Annotated in this window: 18 protein-coding genes and 1 tRNA gene; 9 read left to right on the top strand and 10 right to left on the bottom strand. The window is 43.9% G+C overall.

Features of this window, described 5'->3' with window-relative positions:
• Positions 1 to 97 precede the first annotated feature (97 nt).
• Positions 98 to 904 carry a lytic transglycosylase domain-containing protein gene (locus tag F899_RS11470; protein WP_008305700.1) on the bottom strand — a complete coding sequence of 269 codons (807 nt, stop codon included), beginning with the start codon at positions 902 to 904 and terminating at the stop codon, positions 98 to 100.
• 559 nt (positions 905 to 1,463) lie between these two features.
• Here F899_RS11470 and ttcA point away from each other — a divergent pair.
• Both ttcA and F899_RS11460 read left to right on the top strand, forming a co-directional pair.
• Complete coding sequence (ttcA, locus tag F899_RS11465) at positions 1,464 to 2,390, top strand: tRNA 2-thiocytidine(32) synthetase TtcA (protein ID WP_004814970.1); 927 nt, start codon at positions 1,464 to 1,466, stop codon at positions 2,388 to 2,390.
• Positions 2,391 to 2,616: 226 nt separating this feature from the next.
• On the top strand, positions 2,617 to 3,000 hold the full coding sequence (locus tag F899_RS11460; RefSeq protein ID WP_004814972.1) for an SCP2 sterol-binding domain-containing protein: 384 nt from the start codon (positions 2,617 to 2,619) through the stop codon (positions 2,998 to 3,000).
• A 62-nt stretch (positions 3,001 to 3,062) separates the two neighbouring features.
• On the opposite strand, the gene F899_RS11455 is transcribed toward F899_RS11460, so the two are convergent.
• Positions 3,063 to 4,178, bottom strand: coding sequence for an MltF family protein (locus F899_RS11455; RefSeq protein ID WP_004892055.1), 1,116 nt, complete (start codon positions 4,176 to 4,178; stop codon positions 3,063 to 3,065).
• Positions 4,179 to 4,545: 367 nt separating this feature from the next.
• Here F899_RS11455 and greB point away from each other — a divergent pair, with 367 nt between their 5' ends.
• Positions 4,546 to 5,040 (top strand): transcription elongation factor GreB, encoded by a 495-nt coding sequence (greB, locus tag F899_RS11450; RefSeq protein ID WP_004814978.1) that lies wholly within the window; start codon positions 4,546 to 4,548, stop codon positions 5,038 to 5,040.
• 88 nt (positions 5,041 to 5,128) lie between these two features.
• Positions 5,129 to 5,219, top strand: a tRNA-Ser gene (locus F899_RS11445).
• A gap of 37 nt (positions 5,220 to 5,256) precedes the next feature.
• On the opposite strand, the gene F899_RS11440 is transcribed toward F899_RS11445, so the two are convergent.
• The gene (locus F899_RS11440) at positions 5,257 to 6,216 is read right to left on the bottom strand and encodes a LysR substrate-binding domain-containing protein (RefSeq protein ID WP_004892057.1); all 960 of its coding nucleotides are present in this window, start codon (positions 6,214 to 6,216) and stop codon (positions 5,257 to 5,259) included.
• Positions 6,217 to 6,457: 241 nt separating this feature from the next.
• Here F899_RS11440 and F899_RS11435 point away from each other — a divergent pair, with 241 nt between their 5' ends.
• The 5 genes from F899_RS11435 to epmA all read left to right on the top strand — a co-directional run bounded on the left by F899_RS11435 (position 6,458) and on the right by epmA (position 12,809).
• Positions 6,458 to 7,681 carry an acyl-CoA dehydrogenase gene (locus tag F899_RS11435; RefSeq protein WP_004892060.1) on the top strand — a complete coding sequence of 408 codons (1,224 nt, stop codon included), beginning with the start codon at positions 6,458 to 6,460 and terminating at the stop codon, positions 7,679 to 7,681.
• A gap of 226 nt (positions 7,682 to 7,907) precedes the next feature.
• Positions 7,908 to 9,338, top strand: coding sequence for an MFS transporter (locus tag F899_RS11430; RefSeq protein WP_004892063.1), 1,431 nt, complete (start codon positions 7,908 to 7,910; stop codon positions 9,336 to 9,338).
• Between the two features lie 52 nt (positions 9,339 to 9,390).
• Complete coding sequence (locus tag F899_RS11425; RefSeq protein WP_004814986.1) at positions 9,391 to 10,629, top strand: CaiB/BaiF CoA transferase family protein; 1,239 nt, start codon at positions 9,391 to 9,393, stop codon at positions 10,627 to 10,629.
• 141 nt (positions 10,630 to 10,770) lie between these two features.
• On the top strand, positions 10,771 to 11,838 hold the full coding sequence (locus tag F899_RS11420) for a 4-phosphoerythronate dehydrogenase (protein ID WP_004892065.1): 1,068 nt from the start codon (positions 10,771 to 10,773) through the stop codon (positions 11,836 to 11,838).
• Positions 11,835 to 12,809: an EF-P lysine aminoacylase EpmA gene (epmA, locus tag F899_RS11415; protein WP_004814990.1), complete on the top strand. Its 975-nt coding sequence runs from the start codon at positions 11,835 to 11,837 to the stop codon at positions 12,807 to 12,809. Before F899_RS11420 ends, epmA begins: the two co-directional genes overlap by 4 nt.
• A 174-nt stretch (positions 12,810 to 12,983) precedes the next feature.
• Here epmA and F899_RS16005 read toward each other — a convergent pair whose 3' ends face one another.
• The 7 genes from F899_RS16005 to metF all read right to left on the bottom strand — a co-directional run bounded on the left by F899_RS16005 (position 12,984) and on the right by metF (position 21,912).
• The gene (locus tag F899_RS16005; RefSeq protein WP_305790509.1) at positions 12,984 to 13,067 is read right to left on the bottom strand and encodes a hypothetical protein; all 84 of its coding nucleotides are present in this window, start codon (positions 13,065 to 13,067) and stop codon (positions 12,984 to 12,986) included.
• A gap of 60 nt (positions 13,068 to 13,127) precedes the next feature.
• Positions 13,128 to 13,253, bottom strand: coding sequence for a hypothetical protein (locus F899_RS15940; protein WP_017401631.1), 126 nt, complete (start codon positions 13,251 to 13,253; stop codon positions 13,128 to 13,130).
• Positions 13,254 to 13,452: 199 nt separating this feature from the next.
• Positions 13,453 to 14,685 carry a multifunctional CCA addition/repair protein gene (locus tag F899_RS11405; RefSeq protein ID WP_004814992.1) on the bottom strand — a complete coding sequence of 411 codons (1,233 nt, stop codon included), beginning with the start codon at positions 14,683 to 14,685 and terminating at the stop codon, positions 13,453 to 13,455.
• Between the two features lie 83 nt (positions 14,686 to 14,768).
• A complete protein-coding gene (locus F899_RS11400) occupies positions 14,769 to 17,048 on the bottom strand; it encodes an NADP-dependent malic enzyme (protein WP_004814993.1) in 2,280 nt (759 codons plus the stop codon).
• Between the two features lie 138 nt (positions 17,049 to 17,186).
• The gene (locus F899_RS11395) at positions 17,187 to 20,063 is read right to left on the bottom strand and encodes a putative bifunctional diguanylate cyclase/phosphodiesterase (RefSeq protein WP_005222862.1); all 2,877 of its coding nucleotides are present in this window, start codon (positions 20,061 to 20,063) and stop codon (positions 17,187 to 17,189) included.
• A 195-nt stretch (positions 20,064 to 20,258) separates the two neighbouring features.
• Entirely contained in the window at positions 20,259 to 20,969 is a 711-nt protein-coding gene (locus F899_RS11390; protein WP_005222854.1) for a 16S rRNA (uracil(1498)-N(3))-methyltransferase, read from the bottom strand.
• A 106-nt stretch (positions 20,970 to 21,075) separates the two neighbouring features.
• Positions 21,076 to 21,912, bottom strand: coding sequence for a methylenetetrahydrofolate reductase [NAD(P)H] (gene metF / locus F899_RS11385; protein ID WP_005222853.1), 837 nt, complete (start codon positions 21,910 to 21,912; stop codon positions 21,076 to 21,078).
• Positions 21,913 to 21,929 lie beyond the last annotated feature (17 nt).

Here is a 21,929-nt window from a genome sequence, read left to right as displayed (position 1 = left end):
TGACTCAAATTTCAAGAAAAAAAATAGTAAATTACGCAGAATTTACCTCCTCACCATGATCAATCAAAACTTAGGATGAATGATGAAGAGGAGGGGCTTAATCGTTGATATATATTCTGGCGGATGCAGTGGCATGTGCGGTGGCATAAGATCCGGCAGGCGCATCAGTGAAGCTGCCATCTGCATTGGCAATGATCTGACGCTGATAATTGCTGGCTTTGATGGTAGGTGCTGCTGACGTTTTATAATTGGCAGAGCTGGCCAGAATCTTGGCGGTTTCAACCGGTGCCGCAGCGGCAGTCAGATTAACGCCACTGGAATATAGATTGTGATACCGGCTGGTCACACGGCGTACATAGTCTTGTGTTTCGCGGAAGGGGGGGATACCGCCATATTTGCTGACATTGCCTTCACCAGCGTTATAACCTGCCAGTGCTAAAGCGGTATTACCATTAAAACGTTTCATTAACCAGGCCAGATATTTGGCACCTGCCATAATATTCTGATGCGGATCATAAGCATTGGATACATTAAAGCGGCGTGCGGTAGCAGGCATGAGCTGCATTAGTCCCTGAGCACCGACTGGAGAACGGGCATGGACATTAAAGCCGGATTCAGTATGCATTACAGCCTTGATCAGACCTTCAGAAATACCGTGCTTTTGTGCAGCCTCACGGATAATTGAATCAAAGGCATTTTTGTTTTTGCTATAGCTCGGCAATACCGAAGCCTCACTTGAGCCCCAGTTGCTATAGCTATGAATGTTACTGTCCGGATAATAGGTCTTTTTTTCTACTTTTAGATTACTGTAGCGACCTTTATTATTCGTCAGCAGGGTAACACCATTGCTATCTTTCATTTGATAGATCGTCTGACCTGCATGCGAAAAAGCAGCAGTTCCCATCAAAATATAAAGACAACTTAGTACAGAAGTCCCCTTAAACCACAAATTTTTATTCATTGTAAGTATATGTATTGAACATTTGTCCCCAAAACTTACTACAGAGTTTAACAAAATTTACTGTAATGAAAAGTGATGAGCGACGCATTTATAAACAAGTTTGTAAATGCAAGTCCCTAATGTTGAAGAACTAACCAAAAAAAATATTTATTTTTTTTTAATATGGCTTTCTTGACACACTTAAGTTATTGATTTTAAATATAAAATAAATTGGTTAAAAAATGATCAATTTAAATAGAACCCTTATTTTTGGGGCCGATAAAGCTGTCAAGTCGTTTTAAATCCACAAAGTTATCCACAGGTTTTGTGGAAAACTGTGGAAAAGTCCAAAACATAAGCATCCTGGATAAAAAATGAACTGTTTCGTTCAATTTATCAATCTAAATAAAACATGAAGTTTAGAGTATTACTTCAATAACAGGAAAATAAATTCTTTTGATGCGAGAAGCACCCGAATCGGATAAAATTGCGCGGTATTTTTATTTATGGGTTATTCTCGTCTATGTACTCGCCAGTTGAATCCGAGCAAGGATTTAATTTCAAACCGGAATTGCCAACAAGCTCTGCCTATTACCGTTTGTTGAAAAAGCTTCGCCGTCAGGTCGGACACGCTATTCGTGACTTTAAAATGATCGAAGATGGCGACAAGGTCATGGTATGTATTTCTGGTGGTAAAGACAGCTATACCTTGTTAGATATCATGCTGCAGTTCAAGCGTATCGCACCTATCAACTTTGATGTGGTTGCAGTAAACCTGGACCAGAAACAGCCGGGCTTCCCTGAAGATGTATTACCACGTTATCTTGAAGAAAATAACATTCCGTATTACATCCTGGAAAAAGACACTTACAGCATTACCAAGAAGCTAACGCCTGAAGGCAAGACTTACTGTGCCGTATGTTCTCGTCTGCGCCGTGGCTCGCTGTATGGTTTCGCGCAAGAAATTGGTGCGACCAAAGTTGCGCTCGGTCATCACCGTGATGACATCCTGGCGACGTTCTTCCTGAACCTGTTCCATGGCGGCAGCTTAAAAGCGATGCCACCAAAACTGTTGTCTTCAGACAAGAAGAACATCCTGATCCGTCCACTGGCTTATGTGGAAGAGAAGGACATCATCAAATATGCCGAGATGCGTCAGTTCCCGATCATTCCGTGTAACCTGTGTGGTTCTCAGGAAAACCTGCAACGTGCCATTATTAATGACATGCTGCGTGACTGGGATAAAGCTCATCCGAAACGTCTGCACAGCATTTTCGGTGCACTGCAAAATGTTTCACCGTCACAACTGGCTGACCGTGAACTGTTTGACTTCGAGGCACTCGACAGCCAACGTGAATTCGACTTTAAAGATTCTTGCTCAACTGAAGAAGCAGTAGAAGGCGAAAGCAAACGAATTAATATGGTCAACCTCGGTTTTGCTGCGGATTAAGACCTTTTTGACGGGTATTCATTCAAGTTGAATGCCCGTCAAGCCTTATCAATCAAGGCGATGTACATAAAAACAGAAAGATAATGACAAAAATTGAACGCTGCGTACAAAATTCGTTAGCCATTCGACAAATGATCATGTTATAACAATCTGCAAGCGCAATAGCGTCAACAATGATGTTGTCTGGATAGACGACACACACGAACTAATAAATTGAGGAAAGATCATGCCTGCTTTTTTAACTGATGATTGGTTTTCAACTGTAGAAACTCTGACTGCTCAAGCAGGTGACCTAAACCTGGCGCCAGCGCTTGCGAATCTTGCAATCAATCTGGTGGTTGCGGACGCTACAGGTAATACTGAATTATCTTTAGATGGTGGAGCGATCAAAAAAGGTCTGTCTTCAAATGCGAAGACTACGCTGAACATGGATGCAGAAACTCTGCGTAAAGTATTCCTTGAGTTTGACATGGCTGCTGCAATGCAAGCATTCATGACCGGTAAGATCAAGGTTCAGGGGGATATGTCTCAGCTGATGGCATTGCAAACTGCAAAACCAAGCCAAGAGCAAAAAGATCTGTTCAAGAAAGTGCTTGAACAAACAACCTGATCAGTCCTATCTGCATAAAAAAAGCTTACCCCAGGGTAAGCTTTTTTTATGGCTTGAATAAATTAGATATTCACAAGCTCTGAACTTTTAATCTGTTCCAGATAAGAACGGATACGGGTTACATATTGCAACGCCTGACGATAACGGCCATTACTGGCTTTGTTATGCTCCAGATAGCTATACAGGTTCACCCAGTTATCCGGATCCTTACCCTGGTTACGGATACTGTTCTGAATTTTCTGAACTGCACCCGGACCCATGTTATAGGCTACTAAGGCATACCAGTTACGGTCCGGCATAGGAATATGCTCAAAGCGTGACAGCATCTTGTCATAGTATTTCGCACCGCCCTCAATACTTTGAACAGGATCGGTACGGTTATTTACACCCATTGCCTTTGCGGTTGAGCTTGTCAGCATCATCAGACCACGGACACCGGTCGGGGACACGGAGTTTGGCTTGAGATAAGATTCCTGGTAGCCGATCGCGGCGAGCAGATGCCAGTCCAGGCCGTATTGCTGTGCAGATCGCTGGAAGCTGGCCTTGTAAATGGGGAGGCGCTGGCTAAGATCCTGATGGATATTATCCTTGAAATGCTCCTCGACTACATTCTGATTGTAAAAGGAAGCGAGCTGATTGATTGCGCCGCTTTGCTTGCTGTTACATACGAAATTACTTGCAGTCTGGCTCAATGGATCATTGGCTGATTTGAAAACCCAGTTCAGGTTGGCATTCAGGCCTTTAGACGACAGAGAACTGCCATCACCACAAGTTGCAGAGAATGACGTCAGTTTACGCGCTTCAATGCTGCTGATACTGCTTGTAGTCATTGCCATGTTGGCTTTGCCTTGAGCAACCATTTTCAATGCAGTGGCATCATCGCTGACTGTTTTGAAATCCAGTTTTACATTCATGTTTTTGGCATAGTTACGAACCAGATCATAACCAAAACCATGCAGGTGACCGCCTTCTTCAAACACTGTGGTCGGGCTCTTCACAGCAACGACAGTAAGCTTATTGCTGTTAACGACACTATCAAACTGATGTGCTGGTGTTTTACTTGCATTGATGGCGTGGAATGGAACAAGCGCAGTGCTCAATACAAGAATTTTTACAGGGAGAGAGGAAAATAAAGATCTTAGGCAAAGCCTCGACCCAGAAGATGAACTACTGTGCATGTTGTCTCCGCTACAAGTAATTTATGCCCTCGAAAGTTTTAGGCAAAAGACACCACAGAACTTTCTTAAAGTTGATAAATTCAATTAGGGTTGGGCAGTCATGACGTCATTCAAAATGACTTGGGATTAAACGGCAATGTGTAGAAAAACTACACAGAGTAAAAAATAAACAAAGTTAATTAGATGTGCGCATGGTAATGATCAAAAAATAGATTGTCAAATTTTGTACGCAAAAATGTTTAAAAATGTAATTTAAGTATTTAAAATCATTGGAAAATTTTTTTAGTATTATGTTTGCTTGTTAAAATAGCCAATAAAATAGGGCAGTTAGCAAGGAAAATGATGTCATGAGTGGTGTAAGAAAACGATGAAATCCAATTTGATTACCCGTGGTGGGCATGACAAATTAGTGGCAGAACTTAAATATCTGTGGCATGAAGAACGACCGGAAATCACTAAAAAAGTGAACTGGGCCGCCAGCCTCGGCGACCGTTCTGAAAACGCTGATTACCAGTATAACAAGCAGCTGTTACGCAAGATCGACCGTCGTGTCCGTTATTTGGGCAAACGTCTGGAAGAGCTACGGATCATTGACTTTTCACCTGAGCAGGAAGGGAAGGTTTACTTTGGTGCTTGGGTCGAAATTGAAAATGAAGCCGGAGAACAAAAGACTTTACGTATAGTGGGAGTCGATGAAATTTATGACCATCATCCACAGCATATTTCGATTGATTCGCCAATGGCACGTGCGCTGCTTGGCAAGCAGGTTGATGATGAAGCAGAAGTAATAACACCCTCTGGTAAGAAAGTCTGGTTCATCAATACCATCCGCTATGAAAAGCCTGAAAATTCAGCAAATTGACCGAATTGATTTTATTTTGTGCATTTGATAGCTAAATTTCTCAAAAATATTTGCCAAGCCGGATTTTTATTTATATGATGGCGCCCATGGAAGCGTGGCAGAGCGGTTTAATGCACCGGTCTTGAAAACCGACGAGGGCTTATACCCCTCCGTGAGTTCGAATCTCACCGCTTCCGCCAGATTTGCAAAACCTCAGTCGAAAGATTGGGGTTTTTTTTATGGGGCTTCAGAATCAGCCTGAATGGGTTCTTGCTGTAGTTCTTCTTTCATCCAGTTTACAAATCTGGCAATGAGCGTGGAATGTTCATTATGGGCATGAATCAGGTGATAGGCCCGGCGTCGTTCCAGTTTCTGATCAGAAATTTTCACCAGTTCTCCACTGGCGAGTTCTGTTTCAATTAACATCTGCGGAATCAGGGCCATTCCCATATCATGTTTGGCTGCAACGGCAAGCATAGAAAATAATTCATGCCGCTGTCCGCCTAAAGGATTTGGATGTTTTACCTGATGCAATTCGAACCAGTCCTGCCAGATTGTGGGGCGGGTCGTCTGTTGTAAAAGCGGTAACTGTAATAGCTGTTCAGCACTCAGTATTAAATGTGGTGTGTTAGCTGTTACATTCATTTTTAAATGTGTTTTGATGAGACTGGGTGAACAGACAGCAACCACATCTTCATGCATCAGGAAATGGCTGGTAATTCCAGGCCACTGTGCGACCTGTTCTGGTGTGCCTGCATAAATGGCAGCATCGAAGATAGTTTCATGAAACAGGAAGGGGCGTGTGCTGGTTTCCAGATGTACAGTAATTTCCGGATGACGCTGCTGGAAACGATGTAGCTTAGGTAATAGCCACCGGGTTGCAAAAGTAGGAACAACCCCCAGTTTCAGCGTACCGCCTTGACCTTTATGTTCTATGACATCCAGCGTAGCTTGTTCCAGACTTATTAATAAAGGTTTGATACTTTCATAATATTGCTGTCCTGCTGCGGTCAGTTCCACGCCATGACGCGTACGGCTAAACAATTGTACCTCGAGTAATTCTTCCAGATGCTGGATCTGGCGTGAGATCGCACTCTGCGTCAGAAAGAGCTCCTGTGCAGCATGGGTATAACTGGCATGGCGTGCTGCAGATTCGAAGCACATGAGGCTTTGGGTAGAAGGGATTTTCCGGCGCATAATTTCCTCCTTGAAAATATCGTCCTATCACAAAATGACATATTAAACTTAAACCTATATACAACTTTGGTCTACAGCGTTGAGTTAATCAGGCTTCAAGGGTTGTTGATTAAAAGGCTTATATCTCAGTTATGCAATTAACGCATATCTACATGCTAAATACTCGTTTGAAAGCTATTTCATTCCTGCCTAGGATCAAGTCAGAAGATCGAGAACAATGGACAGTTAAGCAGAGGATGCGATGAATCAAATGGTCAATACAAAAAAAGCCCAGAAAAACTATTTTGACTGGCAAGACCCATTTTTACTGGAGCAGCAACTGACAGAAGAAGAGCGCATGATTATGCAATCTGCACGCGCTTATTGTCAGGGGAAGCTTCAACCACGTGTATTGGAACAATTCCGTCATGAACAGACTGATCCGAATATTTTCCGTGAGATGGGTGAGCTCGGCTTGCTAGGACCGACGATTCCTGAACAGTATGGTGGTGCCGGGTTGAACTATGTCAGCTATGGCCTGATTGCACGTGAAGTTGAACGTGTCGATTCAGGTTACCGTTCTATGGCCAGCGTACAAAGCTCGCTGGTGATGGTGCCAATCAATGAATTTGGTTCTGAAGAGCAAAAACAGAAGTATTTGCCAAAACTGGCAACTGGTGAATATATCGGCTGTTTCGGCCTGACTGAACCAGATCATGGTTCAGATCCGGGCAGCATGATTACCCGTGCCAAGAAAGTCGATGGCGGTTACCGCTTAACTGGCGCAAAAATGTGGATTACCAATAGTCCGATTGCCGATGTATTTGTAGTATGGGCGAAAGAAGTCTCTGTTGAAGGTAATGTTGGGGATATTCGTGGCTTTATTCTGGAAAAAGGCTGGGAAGGTTTATCTGCACCAGCGATTCACGGCAAAGTGGGTTTGCGTGCTTCGATCACCGGCGAAATCGTGATGGATAATGTATTTGTTCCAGAAGAAAATGCGTTTCCGGAAATTCGTGGCTTACGTGGACCATTTACCTGTCTGAACAGTGCACGTTATGGCATTGCCTGGGGTGCGATGGGCGCAGCTGAATTCTGCTGGCATACTGCGCATCAATACACCATGGACCGTAAACAGTTTGGTCGCCCATTGGCAGCCAACCAGCTAATTCAGAAAAAACTGGCGGATATGCAAACTGAAATCGCGCTTGGCTTACAGGTCGCTTTACGTTTTGGCCGTATGAAAGATGAAGGGATTGCTTCGGTAGAAGGAACTTCACTGATCAAACGAAATAACTGTGGTAAAGCCCTGGATATTGCTCGTGTTGCGCGTGACATGATGGGCGGTAACGGCATCTCTGATGAATTTGGTGTGGCACGTCATCTGGTCAACCTGGAAGTGGTGAATACCTATGAAGGTACCCATGATGTACACGCACTGATTCTCGGTCGTGCCCAAACAGGTATCGCAGCTTTTTCTAATTAATTTATTTTCTAAATTCGGGATGCTCAGGGTTGAGCATCCTTAGGGCTTTTGTCCCTAAAAAACGGTCAATAACTTAAATAAAGGATTCATCGTGAAGCTTTCTTGTCATTCTCAGTATTAATAAGCAGAAGTTCATAAGATGTAAGCAGAAAAAGAATAAAGAACGCTGCTGTAAACCTGAAGACAGAGGAATGTCGATGACTCATTTGGGAAAATGAGGTAATACATGAACAACGAAAATCAAAATAGTCTCCATCAGGACGCTGTTGCCTTGGGTATAAAGCTGCCGAATAATGTCGGCACAGCTCATCGCATTCATGCCCATACCTGGAAACTGGCATTTATCTTCGCATTCGTCTCTCTGGTGATTGACGGTGTGGATATTATGCTGTTGTCATTTAGCTTGACCAGTCTCAAAGCAGAGTTTGGCCTGACTTCATTTCAGGCCGGAATGCTGGGGAGTGCCTCTTTGGCCGGGATGGCACTTGGCGGGATTACGGGTGGATGGGCATGCGACAAGTTTGGACGGGTAAAAACCATCGCCTGGTCAGTCGTGTTTTTCTCAATTATGACCTGTATCTTAGGTTTCACTCAAAGCTATGAGCAATTCATGGTACTTCGTTTTATTGGTGCATTCGGCTTGGGTTCACTGTACATGGCCTGTAATACCTTGATGGCAGAATATGTACCGACCAAATACCGCACTACAGTACTAGGTACCTTACAGACGGGTCAAACTGTCGGTTATATCGTGGCGACTTTGATGGCTGGTGCGATTATTCCAGACTATGGCTGGCGCATGCTGTTCTACGTGACAATCATTCCCGCCGCTTTTGCATTGCTATTTATGCGTTTTGTGCCAGAGCCAGCATCCTGGCAGGAAGCGAAAATCGAGCAGGCGAAACGTAAAGCGCTGAAACTGGAAAATCCAGAAACAACAGTTACTGCTCAACAACCATCAGAAAGCATTTATAAGCGTATCTTTGGTCATCAGTCGCATCGCCGTATGTTCCTGTTATGGATGACAACTGCCGCATTTCTGCAGTTTGGTTATTACGGTGTCAATAACTGGATGCCGACCTATCTGGAAACCGAACTCAATATGAATTTCAAAGCCTTGACTGGCTATATGGTCGGTGCTTATACCGCCATGATTCTGGGCAAGATTATTGCCGGTTATGCAGCGGATAAATTTGGACGTCGTATTACCTTTGTATTTGGTACGGTCAGTACAGCGGCTTTCCTGCCAATCATCATTTTCTATAATACCCCAACCAATATTGCCTACTTATTGATTACTTTCGGTTTCCTTTACGGAATTCCATACGGTGTCAATGCAACTTATATGGCTGAAACCTTTTCAACTGATGTACGCGGTACGGCAATTGGTGGGGCCTATAACATGGGCCGTCTAGGTGCTGCGATTGCACCGGCAACTATCGGTTTTATTGCCGCAGGTGGTTCATTCACCATGGCATTTATCGTGATGGGAACTGCGTACTTTATTGCCGGGGTGATTCCAGGATTGTTCATTCGTGAGCGTCAATATGATCCACAACAGTCCAGTCTGGTGAAGCCGGCTGAAGCAGAAAATGGTGATTCAACTGGATCAGTGGCTGCGAAAAAACCAACTCGTCCAGCGACTGCAAGTCAGTAATCATCAACATTATAAAGGCTGGGTTTCCTGGCCAATGAAAAAAGGATTGAGTATGAGTGCATTAAAAGGAATACGTGTACTGGATTTAAGCCGAGTACTGGCAGGACCATGGTGTGGACAAATTCTGGCAGATCTGGGTGCTGAAGTGATTAAGATCGAGCGTCCAGGTGTGGGGGATGATACCCGCATGTGGGGACCGCCGTGGATGAAAACGCCATCTGGTGAAAATACCCGTGAGGCAGGCTATTTTCAGTGTGCCAATCGTAATAAATATTCGGTCACTGTCGATATTGCCTCTGAACCAGGACAGGAACTCATCCGGGATATTGCCAAAACTGCCGATGTGGTGATTGAAAACTATAAAGTGGGTGCATTAGCGCGCTATGGGCTGGATTATGAAAGCTTAAAGGCCATTAATCCGAAGCTGGTGTATTGTTCGATTACTGGCTTTGGCCAGAACGGGCCTCGTGCCGAAGAGCCGGGTTATGACTTTATTATTCAGGGCATGTCAGGTCTGATGAGCATTACCGGTGAAGCAGATGATGTCCTGGGTGGTGGTGCGCAGAAGGTCGGTGTAGCGGTTGTGGATATTCAAACCGGGCTGTATGCGACCATTGCCATTCAGGCTGCGCTGTTGGCTCGTCATCATACAGGTAAAGGTCAATATATTGATATGTCTTTGCTGGATGTACAGGTAGCTGCTTTGGCCAATCAGGGGATGAACTATCTAACTTCAGGCACGGCACCAAAACGAATGGGAAATCATCATCCCAATATTGTGCCTTATCAAACCTTTAAAGCCAAAGATAAGGAATTTATTATCGCCTGTGGCAATGATAAGCAATTCCGGGATTTATGCATGGCAATTGAGTTACCTGAACTTTTGCAGGATGAAAAATTCCAGCGCAATCAGGATCGGGTGAAACATCGTGATGAACTGATTCCCTTATTGTCAGAATATTTTCTTGCAAAGAATGCCAAAGACTGGGTTGATGCCATTCACGCGGTCAAAGTCCCCGTCGGTGTGATTAACTCGATTGAAGATGCTTTGAATGAGCCCCAAGTTGCTGCACGGGAAATGCTGGTAGATTTACCGCATCCTTTAAACGCCCAGTTTAAAATGATTGGTTCACCGATCAAGCTGTCGGATACACCTGTACAATATCGTCATGCACCGCCAAAACTGGGACAGCATACCCAGCAGATTCTGTCGCAGTTCCGTAGTCCCGAAGAAATTGCCGCGCTCAATGCGCAGGGTATTATTGATCATGTTGTATCTGCGGCTTCCTAAACTGTTAATGTTTTTTTCTACTTAAACCGAAGCCAGTCTTCGGTTTTTTTAATCACTTAAGAAAATAGAAGTCCACATAACTGAATAGTCATCAGCAGCATCACGCGTTAAGATAACGGCATTGTGTTGTTGGAAGGCATTATGAAAATTGTCGCAGATGAAAATCTGGCATTTACCAATTATTTCTTTGCAGAATTTGCCGAGATTCAGCATTGTGCAGGGCGTACACTGACTGCGGCAGATGTGCAGGATACAGATGCCTTACTGGTGCGTTCAGTGACCAAAGTCAATTCACAGCTACTGGAAGGCAGCCCGGTCAGGTTTGTTGGTAGTGCGACGATTGGTACGGATCATCTGGATATTGCTGCACTTGAACAGCAGGGGATTGCCTGGAGCAATGCCGCCGGTTGTAATGCCCAAGCCGTGGCTGAGTACGTGATTACTGCCTTATTAAAACTTCGTCCAGCCCTCCTGGATGCTGGCGCCAATTTTACCTTGGGAATTATTGGGCTAGGCAACGTGGGTACGCGACTGGCTTATATGGCAGATCTGCTAGGCTGGCGTGTGATCGGTTGTGATCCTTTTGTACAACGAGACCATATTGAACAGGTTGATCTACAAAGCTTATTGGCGCAATCCGATGCGATCAGTATTCATGTTCCTTTGACCAAACAGGGTGAGCATCTGACTTATCATATGATCAATGCAGATGCCTTTGCCCAAATGAAGCCTGAAACTATCCTGATCAATTCAGCACGTGGACCAGTCGTTGAAGAAGCAGCATTAATCGCTGATATCCAGGCAACTCGGCGTCAGGTGGTACTGGACGTATTTGAACATGAACCGTTGATTTCGGCTGAAGTGCTGGATCTGGCCAGCTTGGTAACGCCACATATTGCCGGTTATAGTCTGGAAGGTAAGGCGCGTGGTACACAAATGATCTATGAGGCTTTCTGTCGTCATTTTGGCTATGAAATTAATAAGCAGTTTGAAAGCCAGTTACCAGAATGTGTGCCATATTTTGCAGGACAGGATCTAAAAGCAGCTCTCAAACAGCACCTGGGTGAAATCTATGATATCCAACGTGACGATGCCAATCTGCGTGCTTGCTTAAAAGACGCTAAAGTCGATCAACAGGCTTTTGACCATTTACGTAAGACCTATCCGTTACGTCGTGAATGGGCGGCACATGGAGGACCGAAAGCATGACGATTGCTTATCAACCGAGCTGTGATGTAAATGCGATGCGCGCACGTGCTCATTTATATGCACAGCTGCGTCAGTTCTTTGCGGAACGTGATGTGCTGGAAGTAGAAACCCCGATTTTGTCTCAAGCGGGTGTGACCGATGTGCATCTGGCATCTGTGCAAGCACAACGTCATGTACTGGGTAAGCTCAATACCCATTATCTGCAAACTTCTCCTGAATTTGCGATGAAACGCCTGTTGGCAAGTGGTAGTGGCCCGATTTACCAGATCTGCAAAGTGTTTCGTGATGATGAGCATGGGCGTAAACATAACAGCGAATTCACCATGCTGGAATGGTATCGTCCAGGCTTTAGCCTGAAAGACCTGATGTTTGAAGTTTCAGATCTGTTAAATGTGGTATTAAAAGCCCGTTTTGGTGAAGTCCGTCCAACGGTACTGAGCTATAAGCATGCTTTTATGGATCGACTAGATCTGAATCCCTTACAGGCAACTTTACAGGAATTGAAAGACTGCTGCCGTCGAGTCGGTTTAAATCTGGATCTGGGGCAGGATCGTCTGGCCTATATTGACCTGTTGTTCTCGCATATGGTGGAACCGAGCTTGGGATTTGACACAGCGGTATTTCTGACCGATTTCCCGCCTGAACTTGCTTCATTAGCAAAAACCAAACTCAATGAAGATGGTGAACTGGTTGCAGCACGTTTCGAACTTTATATAGAAGGTCTGGAACTGGCGAATGCCTATGATGAGCTGATTGATGCGGAAGTGTTACGCTCACGCTTTGAAGCAGATAATGTAGAGCGTAGCTCTCTCGGTTTACATGTCATGCCGATTGATGAGTATCTGTTGGCTGCTTTACCGAATATGCCGGAATGTTCCGGGATCGCACTTGGGGTGGATCGTCTGTTGATGATCGCCACCAATCAGATGAAGCTTGAAAAGGTAATTACTTTCCCGGCAGATATTTCATGATCCTCTTCCTGATCTAATCAGCCTGTTATCTGAGCAGGCTGATTAAGCCAGATATTTCCGAAAAATCGATACTGTAAGCATCAAAACCCAGATTCTTATAAAAAGCATGTGCAGTTAAACGTTCCTCACGATTGCCGCTATTTACTTGTATCAATTTTAAAAGACGTTGTTTAGCTAACTCTTCAATCGCTGCAATGAGCCTTTTCCCACACCTTGCCCGCGATGAGCCTGATCAACTACAAAAGCCTGAATTCGCAAATATTCCCCATCAAATTTCCAGGTGTCTTTCTGAATTAAACCTGCATAGCCTATAACCTGTTATTCATGTTCAACGACCAGCGTCAAATCATTCGCATCCTGATGAATGCGTTGCCAGCGCTGCTGAATATTTTCTACTGTGGTGGGATAGCCAAGTTGTGTAGTAAGTGCATGGATTGCATACAAATCCTGTCAAAGTTGCAAAGGACGAATCAGAAAATTCATAAGTTTTTATCCAGACAGAAGCGAAAGAGAGATAACCTGATTTTAGGCGGAAGGTGAGGTCAATGAATTCTAATAATTTTGAATATGAATATAAGTGCGCAGAATAAAAGTATTTTAGATATCAATATATACAAAGAAGAAAGCTCCCGAAGGAGCTTTCTTAAATTAAGGCAGTATGGCGTTCTTTCAGCTCGGCTAAGGCATGGATACGACGTTCAATCAGCATCTCGCCAATATCAGGACCTTGAATATCTGCTGGTAAATCCTGAGCCTTGATGCCACGAACCACTTGCATGGCTTCCCGCACATATTGCGCTTGTGGATAGGCACGGTCTTCCAGACCTAAACGGCCACGAGAATCACATTCACAGGCTTGCACAAAAGCTTCTACACGTTCCGGGCGACGTAATACATCCAGACGCTGCAATAGCCGCCATAAAGTACCTGGTTTCAGATTGAGTGCCTGATGACATTTTAAATGTTCTTTACAGACTGCAATTGCCAGTTGTTTGGTATAAGTTGGTACTTTGAAACGTTCGCACAATTCAGTTACCGGCTGTACACCACGCTCTTCGTGCATGATATGACGTGGCAATTCCTCGGCAGGTGTTAAGGCTTTACCTAAGTCATGCACCAGAACAGCAAAACGTACATCCAAATCATAGTTCTGGCGACAAGCCTGTTGTAGCGACATCATGGTATGAATACCGCAGTCAATTTCCGGATGATATTCCGGACGTTGCGGGACGCCGAACAGGGCATCAATTTCTGGGAACAGTACTTTTAATGCACCACAGCTGCGTAATACTTCAAAATAAATATCCGCATGTGATTCCATCAGGGCACGGGATGTTTCTTTCCAGACCCGTTCAGGTGTTAGCGTATTTAATTCCCCTGATTCAGTGAGTTGACGCATCAAATCGAGTGTTTCTGTGGCAACATGGAAGCCCATTGCATGATAACGCGCAGCAAAGCGCGCTACACGTAATACGCGGAGTGGATCTTCAATAAAAGCATCAGAAACATGACGTAAAACGCGGTCAGCAAGATCCTGTTGACCATTATAGGGATCATGCACATGACCGGCTTCATCCATGGCCATGGCATTGATCGTCAGGTCGCGACGGATCAAGTCCTGTTCAAGCGTGACGCTGGTATCGGTATGGAATTCAAAACCATGATAACCAGTGCCGGATTTACGTTCGGTACGTGCTAATGCATATTCTTCTTTTGTTTCAGGATGCAAAAATACAGGAAAATCCTTCCCAACCGGCTGATAGCCCAGATTGAGCATTTGATTGGGGCTTGCGCCCACCACTACATAATCTTTTTCGTGATAGGGGTGTCCGAGCAAATGATCCCGAACTGCACCGCCTACTAAATAAACTTGCATGAAAAAACCTCTATTCTTAGAAGCATCATGCTACAGAATAGAGGTTTTCTCAAGTCAAGAAACTCGGCGTTCGCCGCGTTTGCTTACAGGGCGTCTTGTTCCGCTTGTTGGATTTCTGCAACAGTCAAAGCAGTCATATTCACGACACGGCGTGTAGTCGCTGTCGGCGTTAAAATATGAACTGGTTTCGCTGCACCCAGTAAAATCGGGCCAATGGTCACATTGTTACCAGAAGTTGCTTTTAACAGGTTAAACGAAATGTTAGCTGCATCCAGGTTTGGCATGATCAACAGGTTCGCAGCACCTTTGAAGCGTGAGTTCGGATAAGCAAACTGGCGGATATTTTCATCCAGTGCCGCATCGCCATGCATTTCACCTTCAACTTCTAGTTCAGGCGCAATCTCAGACAGAATGTCGTAGACCTTACGCATTTTCTGTGCACTGGCATCGTTCTGGTCAGAACCGAAGCTAGAGTGAGACAATAGCGCAATACGTGGTGTCATACCGAAACGACGTACTTCTTCAGCAGCAAGAATGGTCATCTCAGCAAGCTGTTCAGCAGTTGGATTACGGTTGATATAGGTATCTGCAATAAACAGGTTACGCTCTTCAAGCATCAAGGCATTCAAAGTAAAGAAGGTATTGTGACCGTCTTTTTTACCAATGATATTGCTGACGAAGTCCAAGTGGATGTCATAGCTTGAATAAGTACCACACAACATACCATCTGCAAGGCCGTGTTTGACAAGCATAGATGCGATAAGTGTTGAACGACGACGAGCTTCACGTTGTGCGTACTCTGGTGTTACCCCTTTACGCTGCATAATGCTGTAGTAGTCATCGGCAAATTTTTCGTAATCTGGATTCTTTTCTTGGTCAACGATGGTGATGTTCACCCCGTTTTCTAAGCGTAAGCCCAATTTTTTGATATTTGCTTCAATTACTGCTGTACGACCCACCAAGATTGGCTTCGCCATGCCTTCATCCACTGCAATTTGTACAGCACGAAGTACACGAAGATCTTCACCTTCCGCATATGCAATACGCTTAGGATCTGATTTTGCTTGAGCAAAAATCGGTTTCATCATAAATGCTGAGTTATAAACAAACTCAGACAAACGTTGATGATATACAGAGAAGTCTTGAATTGGACGTGTTGCTACGCCAGAATCCATCGCTGCTTTAGCAACTGCTGGTGCAATCTCTAAAATCAAACGTTGATCCAGTGGGCGAGGAATTAAGTAATCACGACCAAATGATGCTGATTTTTCACCATAAGATGCAGCATCTGCTTCGACATGTGCCATACGCGCAATCGCATGTACACAAGCAATCTTCATTTCTTCGTTAATGGTGGTTGCACCAACGTCGAGTGCGCCACGGAAGATGTATGGGAAGCAAAGTGCGTTATTCACCTGGTTCGGATAGTCTGAACGGCCAGTTGCCATGATCACGTCTGAACGTGCTTCATGGGCATGTTCTGGCAAAATTTCCGGATCCGGGTTAGCCAAGGCAAAGATGATTGGATCTTTGGCCATTTTCTTGACCATGTCTTGAGTCAGAATGCCTGCAGCAGACAGACCCAAGAACATATCTGCGCCGTCCATTACGTCAGCAAGCTGAGTACCTTCGATGTCTTGTACATACGCTTTTTTCGATTCATCTAAGCCTTCACGTTTTGTGGTCAATAAACCACGTGAGTCCGCAACGATAATATTTTCTTTCTTCGCGCCTAGTGCACAAAGAAGGTTCAAGCAAGACAATGCAGCAGCGCCTGCACCAGATGCTACGATCTTGATTTCTTCAATTTTTTTACCATTGATAATTAAAGCATTGAGTAATGCTGAACCTACAATGATTGATGTACCGTGTTGGTCATCGTGGAACACCGGAATGTTCATGCGTTCACGAAGTTTCTGTTCGATATAGAAACATTCTGGTGCTTTAATATCTTCGAGGTTAATACCACCAAAAGTCGGTTCTAATGCTGCAACGATATCGACAATTTTGTCTGGATCATTTTCTGCGATTTCGATATCGAATACGTCGACGCCAGCAAATTTCTTGAACAGGACGCCTTTACCTTCCATAACCGGTTTAGATGCTAAAGGACCAATGTTACCCAGGCCAAGAACTGCTGTACCATTACTTACTACCGCAACCAGGTTACCACGTGCTGTATACAGCGCTGCTTTAGATGGGTCTTTTTCAATTTCCAAACATGGCGCTGCAACACCTGGAGAGTAAGCTAGTGCTAAATCATGTTGGTTAACGAGTTGTTTGCTTGGGGTGACGCTGATTTTGCCGGGGGTAGGAAATTCGTGGTAGTACAGTGCCTGTTGTTTTAAAGATTGTTCGTCCATTAGTCTCTCGATGTATCAATAATTACCCAATTACAGGTAACATAACCGCGGAATACAGGAGAATATATCACTAGTTGTGCGCTTAGCCCAGCCAAACACACCCGTTTTTTGAAGAAATAATTGGTCTTAGGTCTGGATTTATACCTGATAGGTATAAGTCTCAGGTGTCATATTTTGTTCAAGAAATTCGGTCGCTTGCTGTTCAGGAAGTGGCTTGGAAAACAGATAGCCCTGTGCAATATCACAACCGAGTTGATGCAGGAAATCTAGCTGCTGCTCTGTCTCAATACCTTCAGCCACTACTTTCATTCCCATGGCTTTGCCCATTGCAACCATTGCACTGACAATAGCATCCTGTTTGGATTCACCAATTTTAGATACAAAACTTCGGTCAATCTTTAAAATATCGATTGGGAACTCTGCAAGATAAGATAGGGACGAATAGCCCGTACCAAAGTCATCCAGGGAAATGTTGATGTCACGTTCCTTGATCTGATTCAGTACATTCATTACGGTTTCAGAATTTTCCACTAATGAAGATTCGGTAATTTCCAGCTCCAGATTCGAACCAGAAATACAGTTCAGTTTGATCGCTTCATCCAGATCATCCAGTAATTGTCCGCGGCGGAGTTGTTGCGCCACAATATTCACTGAAACACAGATATTATGGAAACCCTGGTCATTCCATTTACGGATCTGCTTTGCCGTTTGCTGTATCACCAGTTGACCGATTTCCGAAATCATACTGGTCTGTTCTGCCAATGGAATAAACATCCCCGGTGGAATAATGCCTTTCTCCGGATGATTCCAGCGGATTAAGGCTTCAAAACCGTAGATCTTCTGGTCATTAAGATTGATCTTCGGCTGATAATAGACGATCAGTTCACCATTCTGGATGGCTTTACGCAGATCGCGTTCAATGAAAATTCCTTGTTCCAGCAGGGCAGTATTTTCACTTGAATAAAAGTGAATGGTATTACCACCGAGATTCTTGGCTTCACTCAGTGCCTGTTCGGCACAGTTATTGAGATAGTCCAGTTGACGGCCATGATCTGGATAGAAAGCTACCCCCATTGAAAGTGTAATTTCATAGTCCTGACCAAAGATATTGAATGGCTGGCTAAAGGCTTTCGCAATATGCTCACAATGTTCCTGCACGGAAGGGCGAATATGCGAGATTTCATACAGAATGGCAAAGTCATCGCCATTCAAATGCGCAACAAACATGGCTTCAGCATTAGTTAAGCGTAAGCGCTGTGCCACCTGACGTAATAACTCATCACCACCGTTGTTGCTCAGATATTCATTCAGCGGACGGAAACGGTCGATATTGATCCGAATCACCGCCATCTGCTTGATGGAATCTTTTTGTGTCACCAGGTACTGGTGCAGCTGATAGTTATAATAGAAACGATTTGGCAAGTCGGTCAGGGTATCGTAATTTTCCAGATAAGACAGACGCTGTTCCTGAAGCTTACGTTCAGTTAAATCTGACACAATCCCGATATAGTGAGTGATACGGCCTTCATCATCCATAATGGCATTGATATGCAGCCATAGTGGCATCTCTTTGCCGGACAAGAATTTTTCATTAAGTTCGCCATCAAAAGAACCAATCTTCATGACCTGCTTGATGATATTAGCATGTACACTGCGCTGCTGAGATTTGGTATTTACCGTAATATCAAACAGGTGCTTGCCCAGAATTTGCTGACGTTCAAAACCAGAAAGTTGCTCGAAAAAAGGATTCACTTCGATATAGCTCAGCTCTTGATTAAGTATAAAGATACCTTCAGCCGCTTGCTCTAATACGCTGGCTGCAAGTTTTAATCCTTCCTGAGAATTACGTTCCTGCTGAATGTCACGGCGAATACCGACCATGCGTACAGGTTTATTGGTTTTTGGATCACGGCTAATGACACGCCCGATATCATGAACCCAGCCCCATACCCCTTGGGTATTCTGGATGCGGTAGGTGGCTTCATAGCGTTCTACCTGACCGCGTAAATGCTGTTTCATCATATCTTTGAAATGATGAAGATCATCCGGATGGATCAGATGATGCAGTTGTGCCTGATGCTGACCAGAACTGCGCTGGATTTTTTCTTGTGTATGTGTCGTCAGGGTAATAGTTCGATCTTTAATGTTCCAGTCCCAAGGGCGGATGCCTGCAATTTCATGCGCAAGTTCCAGATTCTGATGCTGGTCCTGTAAGGCAAGATTAATCTGCTCGATATCATAAGTACGTTCCCGCACTTTTTGTTCTAGCAGCTGATTATTGAGCTGTAACTGAAGTTCGATATCTTTGGATTTATTCACTTCAGTTTGTAACTGTTTACACAGTTCATCAGTCCAGGTAACTTGCTGTTCAGCATTTGTCACCAACAGATTATTCTCCGCATATAGACGTGAAGTACGTTGATGAATACGGTAAGTACTATTGGCACACAGCAAAATTACAATGACAGAAAAGTTTAGTGCCAGACTGAAAAACGGATTAAGTGAAGAGGAGGCCGTGATCTGCAGAAAGAAGAATGGGACCAGGGACGGCAAGAATATCAGGCAGAAATAACTCAGTTTTTGCGTGAGATAGGTGAGACCAAAAGCTTGAGTCACCATAATCAGCAAGCCAGTCAGGGTCAGTGCTTCAATCAGTTCAAAAGATGGATTTACACGCGGCAAATAAACATACAGGGTAAAAATCCCAGTTGAAATACAGATACCTACCAGTAAACACTGGATTTGTAGCCAGCGGTGAGCAGTTTCCAGCTTAAATTCATTCGGTTTAAAGTAGACGGTACTAATCAGCCAGCACATGCAGACCACCATCTCGGTAAGAATAAACCAGAGATTCAGGTAATTGTCTGCCGGATGATAATGTAACTGGTAAATACAGAAGATATAAAGACATACCAGCAGGATACTAATTAAAAAGTATCGACTGTGACGAATCGTATTCACGATTTGTGCACTGTTTAGCTGCTGCTGAATATAATCATCCTGATTATGAATCATGATTAAGATGCCTTTAATCTACGTAAGGGTGGTACTGCATTGTTTTTATTAAGCCCCTTAAATAAGTAACTTTTATCATTTAATAGGTCATTCATTTTTATCTTATTAAGACTAAAGTGCCAATATATAAAAATCAATCAAAAGCCCCACAAATTTTTACAAATGCGATAAAGTAAAATTGATCATTGAGAGAAATTAAAATTTGTAGTTCAAAATAGATAAAGCTACGACAGGCGCAGTTTCGGTACGCAGAACACGTTCACCAATACACCAGTTCACAAATCCCTGAGTATTGGCAGCAGAGATTTCAGCTTCACTGAGTCCGCCCTCTGGGCCAATTAGTAATGCCAAGTCTGGTGTTGCATTGTAAAGAACATCCACTTCATCTTTGTTTGGAGCTAACACGAGCTTGGTTTGAGGAAGTTCACTTTGCAACCAGTTTTCCAGTGACATCGGAGGAAGAATTTTTGGAACGATATTCAAACCACATTGTTCGCAGGCTGCCGTAGCAATACCCTGCCAGTGATCGAGCTTTTTTTGGTCACGATCGTACTTGAGGCGCATTTCGCAGCGCTCAGAGGTTAAAAGCTGAATTTCTGAGACACCAAGTTCAACCGCTTTTTGAATGGCATAATCCATACGGTCGCCCTTACTCATGACCTGACCCAGTAAAGCTTTGAATTTTGGCATGCGGTTGCTTGGGTTAAAGCTATTAACCTGTACATTAGCTGACTTTTTGGCAACTTCTACAAGTTCAACTTCATATTCACCACCTTGCCCATTGAACAGGGTAGCTTTTTCACCGACTTTAGCACGTAATACCTTCACCCAATGATGAAAAACGGTTTCAGTTAACTCAACCGTGGAATCAACATTTAAGTCTGCTTCAATAAAAAAACGTGGCATTTAAGGATTACTCTCAAGTGGAAAAAACAAGACGGTATTTTTTTTATGCCCTCTCTGTATTTCTCCCAAAGGGATAAATTAAGGAGGGAAAATACCGCCTCAAAACTTATGCAAGACCTAAGTCTTTTACAAGTTGACGTGTAGGATCAGTGGTGTTCATGGTGTAGAAGTGCAGGCTTGGTGCACCGCCAGCAATCAGGCGTTCGCAAAGTTTAACGATCACTTCATGACCAAATGCTTTGATGGACGCAGTATCGTCACCATAAGTTGCCAATTGTTTGCGAATCCAGCGTGGAATCTCTGCACCTGTACCATCGGCAAAGCGGATTAAATTGCTGGCATTGGTAATTGGCATAATGCCCGGTGCGACAGGAATATTCACACCTTCTTTTTGGATACGTTCTACAAAGTAGGAGTACGCATCTGGATTAAAGAAGAACTGTGTAAGTGCAGCATTGGCACCAGCATGGGCTTTTTCACAGAAACGTTTGATATCAGCGTCAAAGTTGTCTGCTTGTGGATGCATTTCAGGGTAAGCTGCCACTTCAATATGGAAATGATCACCTGAATGTTCACGGATAAAACGAACCAAATCTTGCGCATATGGTAGTTCACCTAAACCGACTTGACCTGATGGTAAATCACCACGCAGTGCCACAATACGGTTGATACCCTGAGATTTATATAAATCCAGTAATTCTGCGATACGTTCTTTGCTATCACCAATACATGAAAGGTGAGGGGCAACTGGCGTCCCTTTACCATTAAAGTCATTGATTGTAGATAAAGTACGTTCGCGTGTTGAACCACCCGCGCCATAAGTCACAGAGAAAAATTCTGGGTTTAACAATTGTAGTTCTTGATGAACTACTTTAAGTTTTTCCGCACCAGCATCAGTTTTGGTTGGGAAGAACTCAAAAGAAATAGGAATCTGTTTCGACATGTTTAAATCCTTTTTAT

Source organism: Acinetobacter sp. CIP 101934, from assembly GCF_000369585.1.
Classification (GTDB): Bacteria; Pseudomonadota; Gammaproteobacteria; order Pseudomonadales; family Moraxellaceae; genus Acinetobacter; species Acinetobacter schindleri.
Note: the sequence above shows the minus strand (reverse complement) of the source record. Positions and strands in the feature narration are given on the sequence as shown.